Annotated in this window: 15 protein-coding genes, 2 tRNA genes and 2 rRNA genes; 17 read left to right on the forward strand and 2 right to left on the reverse strand. The window is 51.2% G+C overall.

Annotation, left to right across the window (positions count from 1 at the left end):
- Nucleotides 1–234 precede the first annotated feature (234 nt).
- The 3 genes from AB0A83_RS02795 to AB0A83_RS02805 all read left to right on the forward strand — a co-directional run bounded on the left by AB0A83_RS02795 (nt 235) and on the right by AB0A83_RS02805 (nt 3,879).
- Nucleotides 235–1,089 carry a flagellin gene (locus AB0A83_RS02795; RefSeq protein ID WP_190303229.1) on the forward strand — a complete coding sequence of 285 codons (855 nt, stop codon included), beginning with the start codon at nt 235–237 and terminating at the stop codon, nt 1,087–1,089.
- 21 nt (nt 1,090–1,110) lie between these two features.
- Nucleotides 1,111–3,615, forward strand: coding sequence for a 6-hydroxymethylpterin diphosphokinase MptE-like protein (locus AB0A83_RS02800; protein WP_367155359.1), 2,505 nt, complete (start codon nt 1,111–1,113; stop codon nt 3,613–3,615).
- Between the two features lie 63 nt (nt 3,616–3,678).
- Nucleotides 3,679–3,879, forward strand: a complete 201-nt coding sequence (locus AB0A83_RS02805) for a hypothetical protein (protein WP_150046524.1) — start codon at nt 3,679–3,681, stop codon at nt 3,877–3,879.
- A gap of 10 nt (nt 3,880–3,889) precedes the next feature.
- Here the strand turns inward: AB0A83_RS02805 and AB0A83_RS02810 are convergent, their stop codons facing one another.
- The gene (locus AB0A83_RS02810) at nt 3,890–4,690 is read right to left on the reverse strand and encodes an inner membrane protein YpjD (RefSeq protein WP_367155360.1); all 801 of its coding nucleotides are present in this window, start codon (nt 4,688–4,690) and stop codon (nt 3,890–3,892) included.
- A gap of 120 nt (nt 4,691–4,810) precedes the next feature.
- Between AB0A83_RS02810 and ffh the strand changes: the two genes are divergently transcribed.
- The 10 genes from ffh (at nt 4,811) to AB0A83_RS02860 (ending at nt 13,319) form a co-directional block, all read left to right on the forward strand.
- On the forward strand, nt 4,811–6,166 hold the full coding sequence (gene ffh, locus AB0A83_RS02815) for a signal recognition particle protein (protein WP_150046528.1): 1,356 nt from the start codon (nt 4,811–4,813) through the stop codon (nt 6,164–6,166).
- A gap of 83 nt (nt 6,167–6,249) precedes the next feature.
- On the forward strand, nt 6,250–6,501 hold the full coding sequence (gene rpsP / locus AB0A83_RS02820; protein ID WP_150046530.1) for a 30S ribosomal protein S16: 252 nt from the start codon (nt 6,250–6,252) through the stop codon (nt 6,499–6,501).
- 5 nt (nt 6,502–6,506) lie between these two features.
- A complete protein-coding gene (gene rimM / locus AB0A83_RS02825) occupies nt 6,507–7,016 on the forward strand; it encodes a ribosome maturation factor RimM (protein ID WP_150046532.1) in 510 nt (169 codons plus the stop codon).
- A 6-nt stretch (nt 7,017–7,022) separates the two neighbouring features.
- Nucleotides 7,023–7,790 (forward strand): tRNA (guanosine(37)-N1)-methyltransferase TrmD, encoded by a 768-nt coding sequence (gene trmD / locus AB0A83_RS02830; RefSeq protein ID WP_367155361.1) that lies wholly within the window; start codon nt 7,023–7,025, stop codon nt 7,788–7,790.
- Nucleotides 7,783–8,130: a 50S ribosomal protein L19 gene (gene rplS, locus AB0A83_RS02835; protein WP_150046535.1), complete on the forward strand. Its 348-nt coding sequence runs from the start codon at nt 7,783–7,785 to the stop codon at nt 8,128–8,130. Before trmD ends, rplS begins: the two co-directional genes overlap by 8 nt.
- A gap of 229 nt (nt 8,131–8,359) precedes the next feature.
- Nucleotides 8,360–9,247, forward strand: coding sequence for a site-specific tyrosine recombinase XerD (gene xerD, locus AB0A83_RS02840; RefSeq protein ID WP_150046537.1), 888 nt, complete (start codon nt 8,360–8,362; stop codon nt 9,245–9,247).
- 2 nt (nt 9,248–9,249) lie between these two features.
- Nucleotides 9,250–10,035 carry an acyl-ACP--UDP-N-acetylglucosamine O-acyltransferase gene (gene lpxA / locus AB0A83_RS02845; RefSeq protein WP_150046539.1) on the forward strand — a complete coding sequence of 262 codons (786 nt, stop codon included), beginning with the start codon at nt 9,250–9,252 and terminating at the stop codon, nt 10,033–10,035.
- Nucleotides 10,036–10,188: 153 nt separating this feature from the next.
- On the forward strand, nt 10,189–10,611 hold the full coding sequence (locus AB0A83_RS02850) for a hypothetical protein (RefSeq protein WP_367155362.1): 423 nt from the start codon (nt 10,189–10,191) through the stop codon (nt 10,609–10,611).
- Between the two features lie 250 nt (nt 10,612–10,861).
- On the forward strand, nt 10,862–11,425 hold the full coding sequence (gene nudE / locus AB0A83_RS02855; protein WP_150046542.1) for an ADP compounds hydrolase NudE: 564 nt from the start codon (nt 10,862–10,864) through the stop codon (nt 11,423–11,425).
- 22 nt (nt 11,426–11,447) lie between these two features.
- On the forward strand, nt 11,448–13,319 hold the full coding sequence (locus AB0A83_RS02860; RefSeq protein ID WP_367155363.1) for a cytochrome c peroxidase: 1,872 nt from the start codon (nt 11,448–11,450) through the stop codon (nt 13,317–13,319).
- Here AB0A83_RS02860 and AB0A83_RS02865 read toward each other — a convergent pair.
- Complete coding sequence (locus AB0A83_RS02865; RefSeq protein WP_150046546.1) at nt 13,316–13,795, reverse strand: metallophosphoesterase family protein; 480 nt, start codon at nt 13,793–13,795, stop codon at nt 13,316–13,318. The two genes, AB0A83_RS02860 and AB0A83_RS02865, sit on opposite strands and share 4 nt — an antisense overlap.
- A 627-nt stretch (nt 13,796–14,422) precedes the next feature.
- On the opposite strand from AB0A83_RS02865, the gene AB0A83_RS02870 reads away from it, so the two are divergent.
- From AB0A83_RS02870 to AB0A83_RS02885, 4 genes are all read left to right on the forward strand, one after another.
- Nucleotides 14,423–15,957: ribosomal RNA gene (locus AB0A83_RS02870) — 16S ribosomal RNA — on the forward strand.
- A gap of 61 nt (nt 15,958–16,018) precedes the next feature.
- Nucleotides 16,019–16,095, forward strand: a tRNA-Ile gene (locus AB0A83_RS02875).
- A 43-nt stretch (nt 16,096–16,138) separates the two neighbouring features.
- Nucleotides 16,139–16,214: transfer RNA gene (locus AB0A83_RS02880), tRNA-Ala, on the forward strand.
- Nucleotides 16,215–16,524: 310 nt separating this feature from the next.
- Nucleotides 16,525–19,417, forward strand: a 23S ribosomal RNA gene (locus tag AB0A83_RS02885).
- Together the 16S and 23S rRNA genes with 2 tRNA genes alongside form the textbook arrangement of a ribosomal RNA operon.
- Nucleotides 19,418–19,634 lie beyond the last annotated feature (217 nt).

A 19,634-nucleotide genomic window follows, 5' to 3' on the forward strand; every position in this document is an offset into this window, starting at 1 on the left:
GGTTCGTCAAAAAAATGGCAGCGCCGGGCTATTGAGCGGCAAGTTTACGCTTGGGGCGGCAAAATTTCGCAGCCCATCGAATGATAAGGTGCGGAAATTTTGGCGCATTATTGACATGTTTTTCATGTAATAGACTGAATTAAAAATAAGTTTTATTAGTTTGGCACGGAAAGTGAATTCATTGGGTAACGGCAATCATGCCTGATCCATTTAAGAATTTGCAGGAGAACGATCATGCCATCATCAATGGTCATAAATACCAACATCGCTTCGCTGACAAGCCAGAAGTTTTTGAGCCGGACCAACGACGGTCTGCAAACTTCGATGGAACGGTTGTCGTCCGGTTTGAGAGTGAATAGCGCTAAAGACGACGCGGCCGGTTTGGCCATAGCCGACAGGATGACCTCGCAGATTCGCGGCATGACGGTCGCGATGCGCAACGCCAACGACGGTATCTCGATGGCGCAAAACGCCGAGGCCGGCATGGGCAATATTACCGATACCTTGCAACGCATGCGCGATCTTGCGGTGCAAGCGGCTAACACGGCGGCGGTCAGTTCCAGCGACCGGCAGAAATTGCAAACCGAATTCAAACAACTCGGCCAGGAATTGAAGCGGATTATTCAAAATACCGAATTCAACGGCAAAAAAATCTTGGCAGGCAGTTTGAAAGGTGCAAATTTTCAAGTCGGCGCGAATGCCGGTACCGATAACCAAGTGTCGGTTACGGTCAGTAATTTGCTTTCGATCAGCGGCTTGAACGTGTTGTTCGGAAACAGTTACAGTATCGGTTCCAATGCTACCTCGATTAGGGTGCGTTCGGCCATCAGCCGGATAGACGTAGCCGTCGAGCGGGTCGATATTTTTAGGTCTAAACTGGGGGCGATACAAAATCGCTTCGTGACTACTATTGCCAACTTGCAATCTTCGATCGAAAACCAAAGCGCTGCGCGCTCCAGGATTATCGACGCGGATTTTGCGGTGGAAACGGCGAACCTCAGTAAAGCGCAAATTTTGCAACAAGCGGGAACGGCAATGCTGGCGCAAGCGAATCAAGTGACTCAAGGCGTGCTGCAACTGTTGCGGTAAGCTTCGGAAAGTAGGTATGCGATGGATGAAAACAATTGGATTGAAGACCAGGGCTTAGGGCCAGTTAGCGTTAATCGGTTCGGAGAGCGTTTTTTTTTCAACCTGAACCGGCATGCCTTCGATCGAACCGGGGCCGAAGCCTTGTTCGATGCCAAGTTTTCGGAAACGCTGTTCAAGGAAGATTCGCTCAATATCATCGTCGGTACCGATTCCGGTTTGTTGCCGCGTTACGTGCAGAACCGGGGCGTACCCAAAGGGGCGCGTTATATTTTCGTCGAGCCGGACGAGGTGCTGCCTGCGCTGCAAAGCCACGGTATGTTGGCCGATTTGGACGAGCGCATCGTCTGCGTGGACTTGGTGCATTGGGGCGACGCCATCGCCCGCTTCAAAATTACCGATTATTTCTACATAGAGGCCGTCCGTTCCTTCAACGCCGTTTGCGCCCAGGATGATTTCATCTTGAAATATGCCGAACTGAGTTGGCATTTAACCGAGACGCTGTCGCAATTGCATTGGCAAAACAGCGTTGAGTTGGGTATGGAAGCCTTCATTACCCGCCAGCTGGACAACGTTGCCGATAACCGGCGTCCGGCGATTTTGCTGAAAAACCTGTTCAAACACCAGACCGTCGCGGTGCTTGCCGGTGGACCGTCGCTAGACGAAGCGCTGCCTTGGGTAAAGGCCAATCGCCGGCGTTTGGTAGTGTTTGCCGTGTCGCGTATAGCGCGGCAATTGCTTGCCGCTGAAATCGAGCCCGATTTCGTTTTTTCGGTAGACCCTACCGAACTGAGCTTCGACATTAGCAAAGAAATGCTGAGGTTCAGTGACAAAGTGACTTTCATTTGTTCCTATCATACCGTCCCCTCGTTGTTGAGTCAGTGGCTGGGCAATGTGTTTTATTTAGGCGAGCGTTTCCCTTGGTCTTCGCCGTTGAACGTAGCGAACTTGGGCAGTGCCGGGCCGACCGTGACCAATACCGCTTTGAATGTCGCTTACGACATGGGGGCTCGGCAAATCGTGCTGGCCGGGGTGGATTTGTGTTTTACCCGAGAAGGCTTTACGCATGCGAAAGGCAGCGACGAACAGCTGGCGGGACCGCGATTCAATTTGACGTCCTTGCAAGTCGAAACCAACGCCGGTTTTTTGGCGCCTACCAGCTGCGACTTTGCTCAGGCCATCCGTTCGTTGAGTGTGCAAGCCAAGCGTTTGACGGGATTCGGTTGCCGGCTGATCAACGCGTCCGGCGCTGCGGCAAAGGTCGAACATGTGGACTTTTTACCCCTGTCCGCCATCGTTTTGCCGGACGAGCCGGTAGATGCGCCGAGTATGGTGGCTGCCGGATTGTCCGGCGTGGAAGACGACGACCATTACTTTCGCGCGGCGAAACAAGAGCTCAAACGCGCGCAATTTCAAATTCAGGCTATCGCCAAGCTGGCGGAAAACGCCCGGCGGATTAACGATCAGATGTACGATGTGTCCGGCGTGATTGTCCATTACAAAGACAAACAAAATTTGGACAGGATAGAGAAAAAGTTCAAGCGCGAATACCGGCAGTTCAGCAAGTTGGTCAAGCGTTTCGGCATTCGCCGATTCATCAAATTAGCCAAACCCTTCGTCGACGAGGAGTGGAGTGCGGAGGAAGCCAAGCGCTTGGGCAACGTATATTACGACGCCTATTTGGAGGGCGCTAATAAACTCGCGCAATTGCTGGATCAATCGCTACGGCGCATAGCGGTCAGGGAGGCCGAGTTAGTGCAAGTGCCGGATCTTCGATGGTTGTGCGAACACTATCGGCAAGAGCGAAGTTTCGGCCGGATTCGGCGTTGGTGTACGCCTTTCGTAACCCAAGTCTTGTCGGCTCAGGACCGGCAGGCTGCCGCGGAGCTGCTTAGCGAATTCGAACAAGTCATTGAAAACAAACAGACCCGGCATTTTGCTAGGGCCAAGAGCTATAGCAATTTGGCCACGGTAAAGCAGCGTGCGGCGCTGTTGTTCAAGCATCAAAAAATGGCGGAATTGCAGGATTTACAGTCCGCTTTGAATAAACACGAACAAGCGTCGTCGGTCGAGGTTTACCGCTGGTTGATCACCGCTTACTTGGCCGAATTGCAAGCGAATGCCGATGAGGCGCTTGAGGCTTACCAAAAAATAGTCGATGCCGGAGAGTTGTTGCTGGAGGAAGCGTTGAGTCGGATTGCCGCTATCGCTATCGATAAGGAAGACGCCGCTACCTCCGATTTGGCTTTACGCTGTTTGTCCGGTCTCAACCCGATTTATTTGCCGCATTATGCGGAAATTCGCCGGTTACACGACGATGTGATAGGGGCTATCGATGCCTATAACGATTATATCCGTCAATTTCCGGACGATACGCCGGTACAGATCAAATTGGCAACGTTGTATATGGAATGCCGTTTGTACGACGGAGCGGAGCTGATGCTGGACTACCTTTTGAAAAATAAGCCGGGTTTGGAGGTTGTCGGTAATTTGCAGCGGCAATTGCAAGCGCTTAAACAAGCCGGATAGTTAAAGCTTTGCGTTTGCCGGCCGATAAAGGCTGCGACGTTATCACGCTTTATGGAGGCGATTATGGTCGATTCAGTATCGGGTGGCAGTGCGCCGGGGTTAATGACAGCTTTGATGAAAGAAGCCGGCGCCAAGCAAACTTTAGAAGTCACAATGGTAAAAAAGGCCCAAGACGTGCAGCAAATGCAAGGCGAGGCGGCGGTTAAGTTGATCGAGAATGCAGGCAATGTGGCGCCGGCCGGCGGTATTGATGTGCACGCTTGATGCGCGCTGTTCAAGGCTTTTTCAGAATCAGCTCCAACACCATTTTGCTGCCGAAATAGGCCAGCAATAACAAGACAAATCCGATCAACGTCCACTGGATGGCGGTGCTACCCCGCCATCCATAACGTACCCGTCCCGCCAACAACCCGGAAAAGATAACCCAAGCGATGATGGACAACACGGTTTTATGCACGAGATGTTGAGCAAACACATCTTCGATAAACAGGAAGCCGGTAGTTAACGAGGCCGTCAGAAAAAACAGTCCGGAAGCGATCATCTGAAACAACAGGGTTTCCATGGCCTGCAAGGGGGGCAGGGCCATAATCATGCGCTTGGGTTTGTGGCTGCGCAGCTGTTGATCTTGAATCGCCAGCAAGATGGCTTGTAGCGCAGCGATATTCAGCAAGCTGAAGGCTACGATGGACGACAAAATATGCAAGCTCATCCGCCAATTTTGCGCCGCGAAATGGTGGCTTTGCGGCGGGAATGCCATATCCAAGCCCAAGGCGAGTGCCGCGATAGGAAATACGGCGATGCCTAATTTTTCAACAGGCTTATCGAAAGCCGCAATTTGCAGTATCAGCACAATGAAAAACGCAACCAGCACGGCTGCGTTGAAAAATCCAAAATTGAAGCCATTTTGTTGTTGAAATAATCCGATTAGATACAGGGCGTGTAAAACCGCGCCGAGCCAGGCGAATCGGCCGGACATTTTGTGGTTTTCGCGGCGGCTGATCAGCTCGCCGATAGTCGAAGACGAGGCTATCAAATAACCGATAATCGACGAAATGCCGATGACTATGCTGCTCATATGGGTTTTCGGGAAATCGAAAAGCGTTGCCAAAGGCTTATGTTAAACTATGCGGTCGGATTGTTCTAACTCCGCGTTAGCACTAGCCGGGCCCTTTATCAGTTTTATGAAGACGCAGATATGTTTGATAACTTAACCGATCGCCTAAGCGGCACATTAAAAAAATTAAAAGGCCAAGGTCGATTGACCGAAGCAAACATCAAAGACACGATGCGCGAAGTGCGTATGGCTTTGTTGGAAGCCGACGTGGCGCTACCGGTCGTGACCGAGTTTATCGAACAAGTCACGGAACGCGCGTTGGGCCAGGAAGTACAAACTAGCCTGTCTCCTGGGCAGGCGATGATCAAGATCGTGCAGGCGGAACTGATTAAAGTGATGGGTTCCGCCAACGAAGAATTGAGTTTGCGTACTCAGCCGCCGGCGGTAGTGTTGATGGCGGGCTTGCAAGGTGCCGGTAAGACCACGACCGTTGCTAAGTTGGGCCGGCATTTAAAGGAAAAGAAAAAGAAAAAAGTCGGGGTCGTCAGTGTGGACGTGTACCGGCCGGCTGCGATCAAGCAGTTGGAAACGTTGGCGAACGAGGTCGGTTTGCGTTTTTTCGAAAGCGAAGCGTCCGAAAATCCTATAGACATAGTCAACCGGGCTTTGGATGCGGCCAAACGCCAATTTATCGATGTGTTGATCGTCGATACAGCCGGGCGCTTGCACATAGATGCGGAGATGATGGACGAAATCAAGGTTTTGCATGCAGCCATCAATCCTATCGAAACCCTGTTTGTCGTGGATAGCATGACCGGTCAGGATGCTGCCAATACTGCAAAGGCATTTCACGATGCCTTGCCGTTGACCGGCGTCGTATTGACCAAGGCCGACGGTGATGCGCGGGGCGGTGCGGCATTATCCATCCGGCACATTACCGGCAAGCCGATTAAGTTTATCGGCATGGGTGAGAAAACCGATGCCTTGGAGCCGTTTTATCCGGATCGTCTGGCTTCCCGGATTTTAGGCATGGGTGACATGTTGTCCTTGATCGAGGACATAGAAAGTAAAGTCGATAAAAAGAAAGCTGAACAGCTGGCGAAGAAGATTCAAAAAGGCAAAAGCTTCGATTTGAACGATTTGAAAGAGCAATTGGAGCAAATGCAGAGCATGGGCGGTATAGGTGCCATGATGGATAAATTGCCCGGCATGAACAACGTACCCAAGGAAGTTAAGGAAAAAGTCAACGACAAAGATCTGGCCAGACAAATTGCGGTCATCAACTCCATGACGCTGCAAGAACGCAAATTTCCTGAGCTGATTAAAGGCAGTCGCAAGGAGCGTATCGCCAAAGGTTGCGGGTTGGATTTGCAGGCCGTTAACCGCGTACTCAAGCAGCATCAAATGATGGAAAAGATGATGAAGAAATTCAGCAAGGGCAATATTGCCAACATGATGCGCGGTTTAAAGGGCAATATGCGCGGTATGCGCATGTGAAGGAACGATTTATGCTTCACTTCTGAAAAAAATCGCGTAAAATAATCCGATTAAATCCTGTTTCAATACTTGAAGGTAAGTAAATGGTAAGCATTCGTTTGTCCAGAGGGGGCGCAAAAAATCGTCCTTTTTATCACGTAGTCGTTACCGATAGCAGAAGTAGTCGCGACGGTCGTTACATCGAGCGATTGGGTTTTTTTAATCCCTTGGCGCGTGGCGGCGAGCAGCGTTTAGTCTTGGACGTCGAACGCGTTGCCTATTGGCAAGCGAACGGCGCCCAGCCTTCTGATCGCGTTGCAAAATTGATCAAAGACGCTCGTAAAGTTGCCGCTTAATTAGCTTGCTGGATAGCGAATATTTGCACGCCGGCACGATTTCCGGCGTCTTCGGAATTAAGGGATATGTGAAAGTTTTTTCGCATACCGAGCCGCGGGAAAATATTCTGAAATATTCACCTTGGTATTTGCGGAAAAATCAGCAGGTCGAGCAAGTTGAGGTATTAAGCGGACAATTGCACGGTGGGAACGTCGTAGCAAGACTGGATGGTTTATCCGATCGAGATGCTGCATTGGCGTGGATCGGTGCCGAAATATTGATATTGAAGCGCCAGTTACCTAAGCCCAAACCGGGCGAATATTACTGGTCGGATTTAGTCGGCCTAAATGTGACGAATACTCAAGGTGTATATTTGGGCCGGGTAGATCATTTGCTCGAGACCGGTGCAAACGACGTGTTGGTGGTATTGGATGCTGAAGTGGAACGTTTAATTCCGTTTATTCAACAGCATACGGTGTTGAATATCGATTTGTCAGCCGGCTCTATGCTGGTCGATTGGGATCCCGATTTTTGAACCGTCATGCGCTTCGATGTGATCAGTATATTTCCGGACATGGTTCGGGGTGCTGCCGGATATGGTGTAACCGGTAAAGCAATCGAATCCGGCTTAATTGGTTTGTCGGTTTGGAATCCACGCGATTACACCTACGACAAATACCAGACGGTCGACGACCGGCCCTATGGGGGCGGTCCGGGCATGGTTATGAAATACCAGCCTTTGATGGAGGCGGTAGCCGCGGCGAAAGCCGGCTACTCTAAAGGTGAGGTTAAGCGAAAGGTTGTGTATTTGAGTCCGCAGGGACAGCCCATTACTCAGGGCTTGTTGCTGGATGCTTGCGGTTTCGATCAATTAATTCTGGTAGCAGGGCGTTACGAAGGAATCGACGAGCGGTTTTTAGACCATTGTTGCGATGAAGAATGGTCCTTAGGTGATTACGTGATCAGCGGTGGAGAATTAGCGGCTCTGATCGTTATCGATGCGGTGAGTCGCCTGCTGCCGGGGGTGTTGGGCGATGAAGAATCAGCCAGGCAGGACTCTCATTATAACGGTTTGTTGGATTTCCCTCATTTCACCAGGCCTGAAGCCAGCGAATTAGGCAAGGTGCCCGAGGTGTTGCTGAGTGGGAATCACGCGCAAATTAATCGATGGCGTATGAAGCAGTCCTTGGGGCGCACGTGGCAACGACGGCCGGAGTTGCTGGAAAAATTGGAACTGACTGCAGAGCAGCTGGCTTTGCTGACTGAATTTAAATTTGAAATTGAACATTTAGGGTGTGGTAATGAGTAAAATTATTCAAGAATTAGAAACGGCGCAGATGAAGCAAGATCTGCCTGAATTCGGGCCCGGCGATACCGTCGTTGTGCAAGTTCGGGTAAAAGAAGGTAACCGCGAAAGATTGCAGGCATTCGAAGGCATTGTGATCGCCAAACGTAACCGCGGATTGAATTCCGCTTTCACCGTGAGAAAAATTTCCCATGGCGTCGGCGTCGAAAGGGTATTCCAAACCCACAGTCCTACCGTGGGTGGTATCGAGGTTAAGCGCCGCGGCGATGTTCGTCGTGCCAAATTGTACTATTTGCGCGATTTGACCGGTAAAGCGGCGCGTATCAAGGAAAAATTGTCTTAAGACAATTTTTCAACTGTTGTTGACACAGCAGTATTTCGAAAAGGCAGCGAAAGCTGCCTTTTTTATGCTTATAAGCTATGGACTGGGCGCAAGCTTGTTCGTTACGTTGCTACCGAAAGCTGAAATGCCGGCGGGTGGAATCAGGCGTCGCAGCAAAAACTCCGAACGAGTGTTCAAGGCGAACAATGTCTAGGTTCGCGTCTTTTCCAAATCTCGAGTTGGCTGAAACATGAGCGGATCTGCGCAGATCATCGAAGCATTTTTAAGCGCGTTATGGTTGGAATTCGGCCTTAGCGAAAATACTCAAGCGGCTTATGGCAGCGATTTAACGCTCTTCGATAATTGGTTGAAAGCTAAAGCGTTGTACGAAGTCGTCCCTGGGGATATTTCTGAATTTCTGTCGGAACGTCAGCGGCAAGGACAAAGTGACCGCTCGGCAGCGCGCATGCTATCCAGTCTGCGCCGTTTTTATGCTTATTTATTGCGTGAGAATAGTATAGTCAGCGATCCTACTCAGTTAATTGCCGCGCCCCGTCTCAGTCGTTTGCTTCCCGGCTCCTTGTCTGAGGCCGAGGTCGAGTTGCTGCTGCAAGCGCCGGAAATCAGTAGCAATTTGGGTTTTCGAGATCGGGCAATGTTGGAATTGCTGTATGCGACCGGTTTGCGGGTTTCGGAATTAGTCACCATTAGCTTCCAGCAGGTCAATTTTCGCCAAGGTTGTGTCAGGATTAGCGGTAAAGGCGATAAAGAACGGCTGGTGCCGGCCGGCGAAGAAGCGATGGAATGGCTGGAACGTTACTTGGCCGGGCCGCGCAAAGCGATCTTAGGTACCCGGCAAAGCGATGCGCTCTTCGTCACGGCGCGAGGGGGTGGTATGACACGTCAAGCATTTTGGCATATTATCAAACGCTATGCCGAGCAAGCCGGAATCGGAAAAGATTTGTCGCCGCATACGCTACGGCATGCGTTCGCGACCCATCTATTGAATCACGGCGCCGATTTGCGGGTCGTGCAATTGTTGTTAGGGCATGCGGATTTGTCTAGCACGCAAATTTATACTCACGTAGCCTTGCATCGACTCAAGGAATTACATACAAAATTTCATCCCAGAGGATAAACATGACCGAACTCATTCATCCCACAGCGTACGTAGAGCCAGGTGCGGTATTAGGCGACAATGTGCGGGTAGGCCCTTTTGCGGTGGTTGAATCCGGGGCTGTCGTCGGTGCCGACAGCCATATAGGCGCGCATGCCGTGGTGCACGGCCGCGTCAGAATGGGTAGCGGTAACGTATTGCATCCTCACGCCGTATTGGGCGGCTTGCCTCAGGATCTCGGTTTCGATCCTTCGACCGATACTTGGCTGGAGGCCGGCGACAACAACGTGTTTCGCGAAGGGTTTACCGCTCATCGCGCGACTAAGCCGGGAGGCGCCACTAAAATCGGCTCCGGCTGCTATTTTATGAATAACAGTCACGTGGCTCATGATTGCGCGGTCGGCGATGCTACTGTTTTTGCAAACAATGTGGCGATAGGCGGTCACGTACAGGTGGGGCGCAATGTGTTCATGGGGGGCGCTGTAGTTGTGCATCAATTCTGCAGAATCGGCTCTTACGCGATTGTGCAGGGTACGACCGGGATTAATATGGACGTCATTCCTTACACCTTGGTGGGTGGCCGGCCGGCGAAGCATTATCGCTTGAATACCGTCGGATTAAGACGGGCGGGCATTATCGGCGAGCGGAGCCGAATACTCTCTAAAGCCTTCCGCTTGCTTAGAAATAAAAGCAGTTTGGACGGCTTGCAATCTACCGAAGAACTACAATACTTGAAAGCTTGGTTACAGGCTGAATCTAAACGAGGCATGCATGGATTTGTGGAGCTTGGCGACAAGAATCACGAGTAGCGAATAAGTGCTACTACCTTCCAGGCCAGTAGATATTTATCAAGTGATGTGGTTTGATTCTCCCTCGCCGGTTTCGCCTGCGGTTCGGCGATTATTGTAATTTTTCACAAAGGTCCGGTTTAATCAGTCGTTGCTTGGATAGTCGCTTAATTCATGAAAATCATTACTGTTGATCAAAGTACGGCCATGGCGGATTGTTGTCTAGCCGCCGGGTATGAAGCCGAATGTTGTACCGACGAAGTTAAAGCCTTGCATGTCGTCGAATCGATGCAGCCGGCCTTGATATTGGTGAATCACGCCGTGCGCGGCATGGAGACTCCGGATTATTTGCAAATGCTGCTGGATAGTGCTCCGAACGCAAGCATCGTAGTCGTCGGGCAGAGTTTGAGTGATGAGAGCGTCGTGCAGTGTTTGTTGGTTGGGGCAAAGGGTTATCTGGACCTGTACCAGTTGCCGCTCTATCTCCCGAAGTTGGTTGATGTATTGATGCGTGGCGAAGCATGGGTGAGCCGCAAATTGGTGTCGCGTTTGTTGGATGCCATCCGGATGATGACTGCAGAAACGCAAGCCGTCTGACTTTTTTCCTTGACCCGCCGCAGTACACGGTCTAGCTGCGAGTAACTGTGTGGTCTTTCTTATCGGCATGTCCAAATTTGCCATTTGTATTTTCCTAAATCGCGGGCCTTGATGACAAGCATAATATGCACCGTTAATCTCGAGTTGTTCCCTGTCTAGCGTTTTTATCAGGGTTTTTTGATGCGGCAGTCAATTCTGTGCTGCTTCTGCTAGGATTGCAGCTTAGTTGTCGATCCAGTCGCTGAAAGCCATGACCAAAAAAATGCCGATCATCCATTCGCAGGCCGTGATTGCCGAAACTCGTCAGTTCCGGATAGAAGCCTTGGAGCTCGAGTTTGGTAGCGGGCAGACCCGACGTTACGAAAGATTGGCTAGGAGCGGCGGTAACGGCGCGGTGCTTATCGTTCCAATGCTTAGCACGGATACCGTATTGTTGGTGAGAGAATACGCCGCCGGTTTGCATCGATATGAGCTGGGTTTGCCAAAAGGTAAAATCGATGCCGGCGAAGACCGATTCGCCGCCGCCAACCGTGAATTGCAAGAAGAAGTCGGTTACGCTGCAAATAAACTGCACCATTTACATACCGTTTCGTTGGCGCCTGCTTACTTGGAGCACATGATCGATATCATTGTCGCCGAACAATTGTTTCCGCAGAAGTTGGACGGCGACGAGCCGGAAGAGCTGGAAGTAGTGCCTTGGAATATCAACAAAATCGATGCCTTAATGGCTAGCGGCGAATGCAGTGAGGCCAGATCCATCGCCGCCCTCTATTTAACCGCGGAATTTTTACGCAACCGCCAGTCAAACGGGTAGTCAACACTACCTTGGTTACGCTATGAAATCGCTTGTTCTTGTCGTGCTGCTGGCGCTAAGTACCCAGTCAATTGCTGCGGTGCAACCGGAAAACGTATTGGCGCCCGGATATACCGCGTTGAGCTACATGCCGGCGACTCCGGGGAGTTATCGCTTACCGGTCATCGAGCCCGCCGCCGATGGTGAGGTGTTGACCAGCGAGGCTAAGTCCGTGCGCTTATACGATTTAATGGGTGACAAACTGGTGTTGCTTAGCTTTATTTACGCCAGCTGTAGTGACGTGAACGGTTGCCCGTTGGCCACCCAGGTCTTGCATAAAATCAGCCGGCAATTGCAAAAACGGCCGGAACTGGCTAAGCAGTTGCGTTTGCTGACCTTAAGCTTCAATCCGCAACACGATACGCCGGAAACGATGCGCCGTTACGGCGAAGGCTTTAAAACCGGTGATTTCGATTGGCAGTTCCTAACCGCTCGTGATGAGCAAACTCTGCAGCCGGTTTTGCAAGCCTATCGGCAAAATCTGCAGAAAATTTACGATGCGGACGGCAAATTCACCGGCACCTATTCGCATTTGCTTAGGGTCTATTTAATCGATAAAAACAAAGATATCCGCAATATTTACAGCACCGACTTTTTGCACGCCGATACCGTCATCAACGACGTCGAAACACTGTTGACTGTCGAGTCTAGAGCCACCGGCGAAAATAACAGCAGTTCGGAGGTCTTGTACCGGGCCGGCGACGACAGGCAACATTACCAAGATAGCGATTACCGTACTCACTCGCTGGCTTTGGCGCAGCGCCGAGGGTTGCCTGCCAAATTGATAGATTTCGCTCGCAAACCGCCTTTAGGATTGCCTAAATTACCGGTGGCTTATACTGAATTGATCGATAACGCCACGATCGCGTTAGGCAGAAAATTATTTTTCGATAGACGTTTGTCGCTGAATAATACTTTTTCTTGCGCCATGTGCCATGTGCCTGAGCAAGGTTTCAGCAGCAATGAAATGGCCACCGCAGTCGGCATCGAAGGCCGTAGCGTGCGTCGCAATACGCCGTCGCTGTACAACGTTGCTTACGCCCGGTTGTTGTTTCATGACGGTAGGGAAAACCGTCTGGAGCAGCAAGTATGGGGACCGCTTTTAGCGTATAACGAAATGGCTAATCCGTCTATCGGTTATCTGATCGACAAGCTGAAAGATAGTCCGGATTATAAAGACTGGTTCGAAAAAGCCTTTAAACAAGGACCTAGCATGGAAACGGTAGGTAAAGCCCTAGCCAGTTATCAAGCTACGCTGAATTCCGCCGATTCGCCTTTCGACCGTTGGTATTTCGGCAAGGATAAATCGGCATTGTCCCCGCCCGCGCTGCGCGGTTTTAGATTGTTTACCGGTAAAGCTGGTTGCAGCAGTTGCCATGCTATACAGAAACACAGCGCACTATTTACTGATCAACTGCGCCATAATACCGGCATAGGCTACGCCGACGTAATGCTTAAAGAAGTCGGCAAGCAACGGCTTCAGCTGGCACCTGGCGTGTTCGTCGATGTCGACAGCGAGAATTTGCAAGGTTTGAATACCGGTAAAGCCAACGACCTGGGTTACTACGAAGTCAGCCAAAATCCGACCGACCGCTGGGCTTATAAGACGCCTACGCTGCGCAACGTGGCTTTAAGCGCGCCGTATATGCACAATGGTTCGTTGTCGACCTTGGCTGACGTGGTGCAGTTTTATAATCGAGGCGGCCAACCCAACGAAAACTTATCGCCGCTCATCAAGCCTCTAGGCTTGAGCGATGCGGAAGTAGCGGATTTGGTAGCATTCCTGATGGCTTTGACTGGCAGCAATGTTGGCGCGCTGGTTTCCGATGCGTTTGCTGCGCCGGTAGGCAATTAGCTTTTCTTGGGGTTCATTGCTAATTTGACTATCCGCATGTCCAGTGAGTTGGCGTTGATCGTCAGCTCAGCCACGGTTGCCGGCAACTTAAAGCGGCGAGGCCCGGCGCTGCCGGGGTTCAGATACGACACGCCGCTTCGCTCGATTATCGCCGGCTTGTGCGAATGGCCGGAAACGACGATGTTTATTCCGGTTGACGCCGGGTCGATGGTGAGTTCGGCCAGATCGTGGATCAGGTAAATGCCGACTTGCCCTACTGTAAGGTTGATGCTGAGCGGTAACTCCTTAGCCCAGCAGCCCTTATCGTTATTGCCTCGCACCGCCGTGACCGGCGCCAATTCGCCCAGCTGTTGCAGCACCTCAGGTTTGCCGATATCGCCGGCATGTAAAATCCGTTCGCAGCCCTGTAACGCCGCCAGCGCTTCCGGTCGCAGCAAGCCGTGGGTGTCGGATATGATGCCGATGCGGTAGGGCATTATGTGATTTCCTTTAAGCTGTCTGTTAGTTTGCTATAGGGGGCAGTCAACGAGGTTGGCCTGATATTATGCTGCGATAAGAATTCCGGGGTTATTCAGATGATGTCTTTGCGTTAAATGACGGTGCCGGCCAGGTTTTGCTGCCGGATCGGTCGAACTTAGTCGCCCGGTTGCCTAGATCATCTTTAAAAGATAAGGCGTTCAGCTCATTTAGATTCTGGCTGTGCCATCGGCATACCGTTTACGCTGGCTGGTATATAAGGAATAAAGGCCAATGGTCGTAAATTTATCTTGACATAAAATATGTTTGAGTTAGAATAGTCGGCTCCTTTCGAGAGAGTGGAAGATTGTAGGGATGTGAGGGGATTGCGCAGGGTGTGCGAAGCTCGGGAAGGTGGAAAAAATAAGTTTGACAAGTCTGTGAAATGCTGTAGAATGCACAGGCTCAACGGGGCGCTAAGCCGCCGGCTCTTTAACAAGAAAATCGAAATAATGTGTGTGGGCATGTAGGGCGACGAATTTCTGTTAAGAAATAGTCGACATACAGACCACGTCAATTAATGTAATGCACGTTCTGTAGTCGAGTCAAGATTGGATACTAATCTTTCTTAGTATCGCTTTAGATTTAAACTGAAGAGTTTGATCATGGCTCAGATTGAACGCTGGCGGTATGCTTAACACATGCAAGTCGAACGCTGATAAGGTGCTTGCACCTTTGATGAGTGGCGGACGGGTGAGTAATGCATAGGAATCTGCCTATTAGTGGGGGATAACGTGGGGAAACTCACGCTAATACCGCATACGATCTACGGATGAAAGCAGGGGACCTTTTGGCCTTGCGCTAATAGATGAGCCTATGTCGGATTAGCTAGTTGGTAGGGTAAAGGCCTACCAAGGCGACGATCCGTAGCTGGTCTGAGAGGATGATCAGCCACACTGGGACTGAGACACGGCCCAGACTCCTACGGGAGGCAGCAGTGGGGAATATTGGACAATGGGCGCAAGCCTGATCCAGCAATACCGCGTGTGTGAAGAAGGCCTGAGGGTTGTAAAGCACTTTCAATGGGAAGGAATACCTATCGGTTAATACCCGGTAGACTGACATTACCCATACAAGAAGCACCGGCTAACTCCGTGCCAGCAGCCGCGGTAATACGGAGGGTGCAAGCGTTAATCGGAATTACTGGGCGTAAAGCGTGCGTAGGCGGTTTTTTAAGTCAGATGTGAAAGCCCTGGGCTTAACCTGGGAACTGCATTTGATACTGGAAAACTAGAGTTGAGTAGAGGAGAGTGGAATTTCAGGTGTAGCGGTGAAATGCGTAGAGATCTGAAGGAACACCAGTGGCGAAGGCGGCTCTCTGGACTCAAACTGACGCTGAGGTACGAAAGCGTGGGTAGCAAACAGGATTAGATACCCTGGTAGTCCACGCCGTAAACGATGTCAACTAACCGTTGGGCGCTTTAAGTGCTTAGTGGTGGAGCTAACGTATTAAGTTGACCGCCTGGGGAGTACGGCCGCAAGGCTAAAACTCAAATGAATTGACGGGGGCCCGCACAAGCGGTGGAGCATGTGGTTTAATTCGATGCAACGCGAAGAACCTTACCTACCCTTGACATCCAGAGAATCTGTTAGAGATAGCGGAGTGCCTTCGGGAACTCTGAGACAGGTGCTGCATGGCTGTCGTCAGCTCGTGTCGTGAGATGTTGGGTTAAGTCCCGTAACGAGCGCAACCCTTATCCTTAGTTGCCAGCGGTTCGGCCGGGAACTCTAGGGAGACTGCCGGTGATAAACCGGAGGAAGGTGGGGACGACGTCAAGTCATCATGGCCCTTATGGGTAGGGCTACACACGTGCTACAATGGCCGGTACAGAGGGTTGCGATCTCGCGAGAGCAAGCTAATCCCAAAAAGCCGGTCTTAGTCCGGATTGCAGTCTGCAACTCGACTGCATGAAGTCGGAATCGCTAGTAATCGCAGATCAGAATGCTGCGGTGAATACGTTCCCGGGCCTTGTACACACCGCCCGTCACACCATGGGAGTGGGTTGCAAAAGAAGTAGGTAGTTTAACCTTCGGGAGGGCGCTTACCACTTTGTGATTCATGACTGGGGTGAAGTCGTAACAAGGTAGCCCTAGGGGAACCTGGGGCTGGATCACCTCCTTACAAAGACAGAAACGGCTCTACGTGCTCACAACACATTATTTCGATACCACACGACACACCTGGGTCTGTAGCTCAGTTGGTTAGAGCGCACCCCTGATAAGGGTGAGGTCGGAGGTTCAAATCCTCCCAGACCCACCAACGCATACACAAAGCACGAATAAGCGTGTAGTGAATCGTATTCGGGGCCATAGCTCAGCTGGGAGAGCGCCTGCCTTGCACGCAGGAGGTCGGGAGTTCGATCCTCCCTGGCTCCACCATTCTGTGACGTCGATCTGAAGTCAAGATGCCGGCATCAACTCTATAAACTTTTACGGTCAAGAGACCTTGCGTCGTTGGCCTTAAGACTTTATAGACTTGATATTTGTATCAAGTGCTCTTTAACAATATGGAAATCTGTAAACAAGTCTTGATCGGAAACGATCAAAACTGATGCGAATTGCCGTTTAATCGGTCTCGAAAGAGGACGGTGAAAACAGCAAATCGTTCTCAAGCAACATCAGCGAACATGTCAGCTGACTAGAATAACACCATCGACTGTGCTCAAACACAGACGCATTCGGGTTATATGGTCAAGTGAATAAGCGCATACGGTGGATGCCTTGGCAGTCAGAGGCGATGAAAGACGTGGTAGCCTGCGAAAAGCGTCGGGGAGGTGGCAAACAACCTGTGATCCGGCGATGTCTGAATGGGGAAACCCGGCGAGGATAACCTCGTCATCTTTGAGTGAATACATAGCTCACTGAAGCGAACCCGGAGAACTGAAACATCTAAGTACCCGGAGGAAAAGAAATCAACCGAGATTCCCTTAGTAGTGGCGAGCGAACGGGGACCAGCCCTTAAGTGGTTGACGAGTTAGTGGAACGGTCTGGAAAGTCCGGCGATACAGGGTGATAGCCCCGTACACGAAAACTCATTGATCATGAAATCGAGTAGGTCGGCGCACGTGAAACGTTGACTGAATATGGGGGGACCATCCTCCAAGGCTAAATACTCCTGACTGACCGATAGTGAACCAGTACCGTGAGGGAAAGGCGAAAAGAACCCCGGAGAGGGGAGTGAAATAGAACCTGAAACCGTATGCGTACAAGCAGTGGGAGCCCCTTCGTGGGGTGACTGCGTACCTTTTGTATAATGGGTCAGCGACTTACATTTTGTGGCAAGCTTAACCGAATAGGGGAGGCGTAGGGAAACCGAGTCTTAATAGGGCGTTCAGTCGCAAGGTGTAGACCCGAAACCGGGCGATCTATCCATGACCAGGTTGAAGGTGTGGTAACACACACTGGAGGACCGAACCCACTCCCGTTGAAAAGGTAGGGGATGAGTTGTGGATCGGAGTGAAAGGCTAATCAAGCTCGGAGATAGCTGGTTCTCCTCGAAAGCTATTTAGGTAGCGCCTCGTGTATCACTCTCGGGGGTAGAGCACTGTTTCGGCTAGGGGGTCATCCCGACTTACCAAACCGATGCAAACTCCGAATACCGAGAAGTGCGAGCACGGGAGACACACGGCGGGTGATAAGGTCCGTCGTGAAAAGGGAAACAGCCCAGACCGTCAGCTAAGGTCCCCAAATCTATGCTCAGTGGGAAACGATGTGGAAAGGCCCAGACAGCCAGGAGGTTGGCTTAGAAGCAGCCACCCTTTAAAGAAAGCGTAATAGCTCACTGGTCGAGTCGGTCTGCGCGGAAGATTCACCGGGGCTAAGCATAGTACCGAAGCTACGGGTTCATCGAAAGATGAGCGGTAGAGGAGCGTTCTGTACGCCTGCGAAGGTCGATTGAAAAGTCGGCTGGAGGTATCAGAAGTGCGAATGCTGACATAAGTAACGATAAAGGGGTGAAAAACCCCCTCGCCGTAAACCCAAGGTTTCCTGCGCAACGTTAATCGACGCAGGGTTAGTCGGCACCTAAGGCGAGGCCGAAAGGCGTAGTCGATGGAAAACAGGTTAATATTCCTGTACCAGTGATCACTGCGATGGGGTGACGGAGAAGGCTATATCAGCTGTCGGTTGGAAGTGGCAGTTTAAGCAAGTAGGCAGGTCTCTTAGGCAAATCCGGGAGGCTATATGCTGAGACGTGATGACGAGTGGTTCCTCGGAACCGCGAAGTGATAGATGCCAAGCTTCCAAGAAAAGCCTCTAAGCTTCAGGTGATCGGTGGCCGTACCCTAAACCGACACAGGTGGGTGGGATGAAAATTCTAAGGCGCTTGAGAGAACCCAGGTGAAGGAACTAGGCAAAATGATACCGTAACTTCGGGAGAAGGTATGCCCTTGGTACGTGTAAGCCCTCGCGGCTGAAGCGGAAGGGGTTGCAAAAAATCGGTGGCTGCAACTGTTTAGCAAAAACATAGCACTCTGCAAACACGAAAGTGGACGTATAGGGTGTGACGCCTGCCCGGTGCTGGAAGGTTAATTGATGGGGTTATCCGTAAGGAGAAGCTCTTGATCGAAGCCCCAGTAAACGGCGGCCGTAACTATAACGGTCCTAAGGTAGCGAAATTCCTTGTCGGGTAAGTTCCGACCTGCACGAATGGCGTAATGATGGCCACACTGTCTCCACCTGGGACTCAGTGAAATTGAAATCGCTGTGAAGATGCAGTGTACCCGCGGCTAGACGGAAAGACCCCGTGCACCTTTACTATAGCTTGACACTGGACTTTGAACCTACTTGTGTAGGATAGGTGGGAGGCTGTGAAGCAGGAACGCTAGTTCTTGTGGAGCCATCCTTGAAATACCACCCTGGTATGTTTGGAGTTCTAACCTCGACCCGTGATCCGGGTTAGGGACAGTGTCTGGTGGGTAGTTTGACTGGGGCGGTCTCCTCCTAAAGAGTAACGGAGGAGCACGAAGGTACCCTCAGCCTGGTCGGAAATCAGGCAATGAGTGCAAAGGCATAAGGGTGCTTGACTGCGAGACGGACAAGTCGAGCAGGTACGAAAGTAGGTCTTAGTGATCCGGTGGTTCTGTATGGAAGGGCCATCGCTCAACGGATAAAAGGTACGCCGGGGATAACAGGCTGATACCGCCCAAGAGTTCATATCGACGGCGGTGTTTGGCACCTCGATGTCGGCTCATCACATCCTGGGGCTGAAGCAGGTCCCAAGGGTATGGCTGTTCGCCATTTAAAGTGGTACGCGAGCTGGGTTCAGAACGTCGTGAGACAGTTCGGTCCCTATCTGCCGTGGGCGTTTGAGATTTGAGGGAAGCTGCTTCTAGTACGAGAGGACCGAAGTGGACGAACCTCTGGTGTTCCGGTTGTTTTGCCAAGAGCATTGCCGGGTAGCCACGTTCGGACAGGATAACCGCTGAAAGCATCTAAGCGGGAAGCCCCTCCCAAGATGAGATCTCACTGGGACCTTGAGTCCCCTGAAGGGCCGTTGGAGACGACGACGTTGATAGGCACGGTGTGGAAGTCCGGTAACGGGCGTAGCTAACGTGTACTAATTGCCCGTGAGGCTTGACCATATAACGCCCAATGCGTTTGGTCAGCGACAGTAGCTGAAAAGTAAGAGAACAATCGCAACTACAGATTTCCATAGGGCAGGTACAAGAAGCAAGGTACAAGGTTCAAAAAACCGGAAGCCTTTATCAATACTGCTCATGACGAAGGGAAACGAAAGGTAAAGTAGGATAGACGCTACACGGCGAAGCGCCGCTGTTTTGAACCCTGAACTTTTTACCT

The sequence above is a fragment of the Methylomonas sp. HYX-M1 genome, assembly GCF_040741385.1.
In the GTDB taxonomy this organism is placed as follows: domain Bacteria; phylum Pseudomonadota; class Gammaproteobacteria; order Methylococcales; family Methylomonadaceae; genus Methylomonas; species Methylomonas rhizoryzae.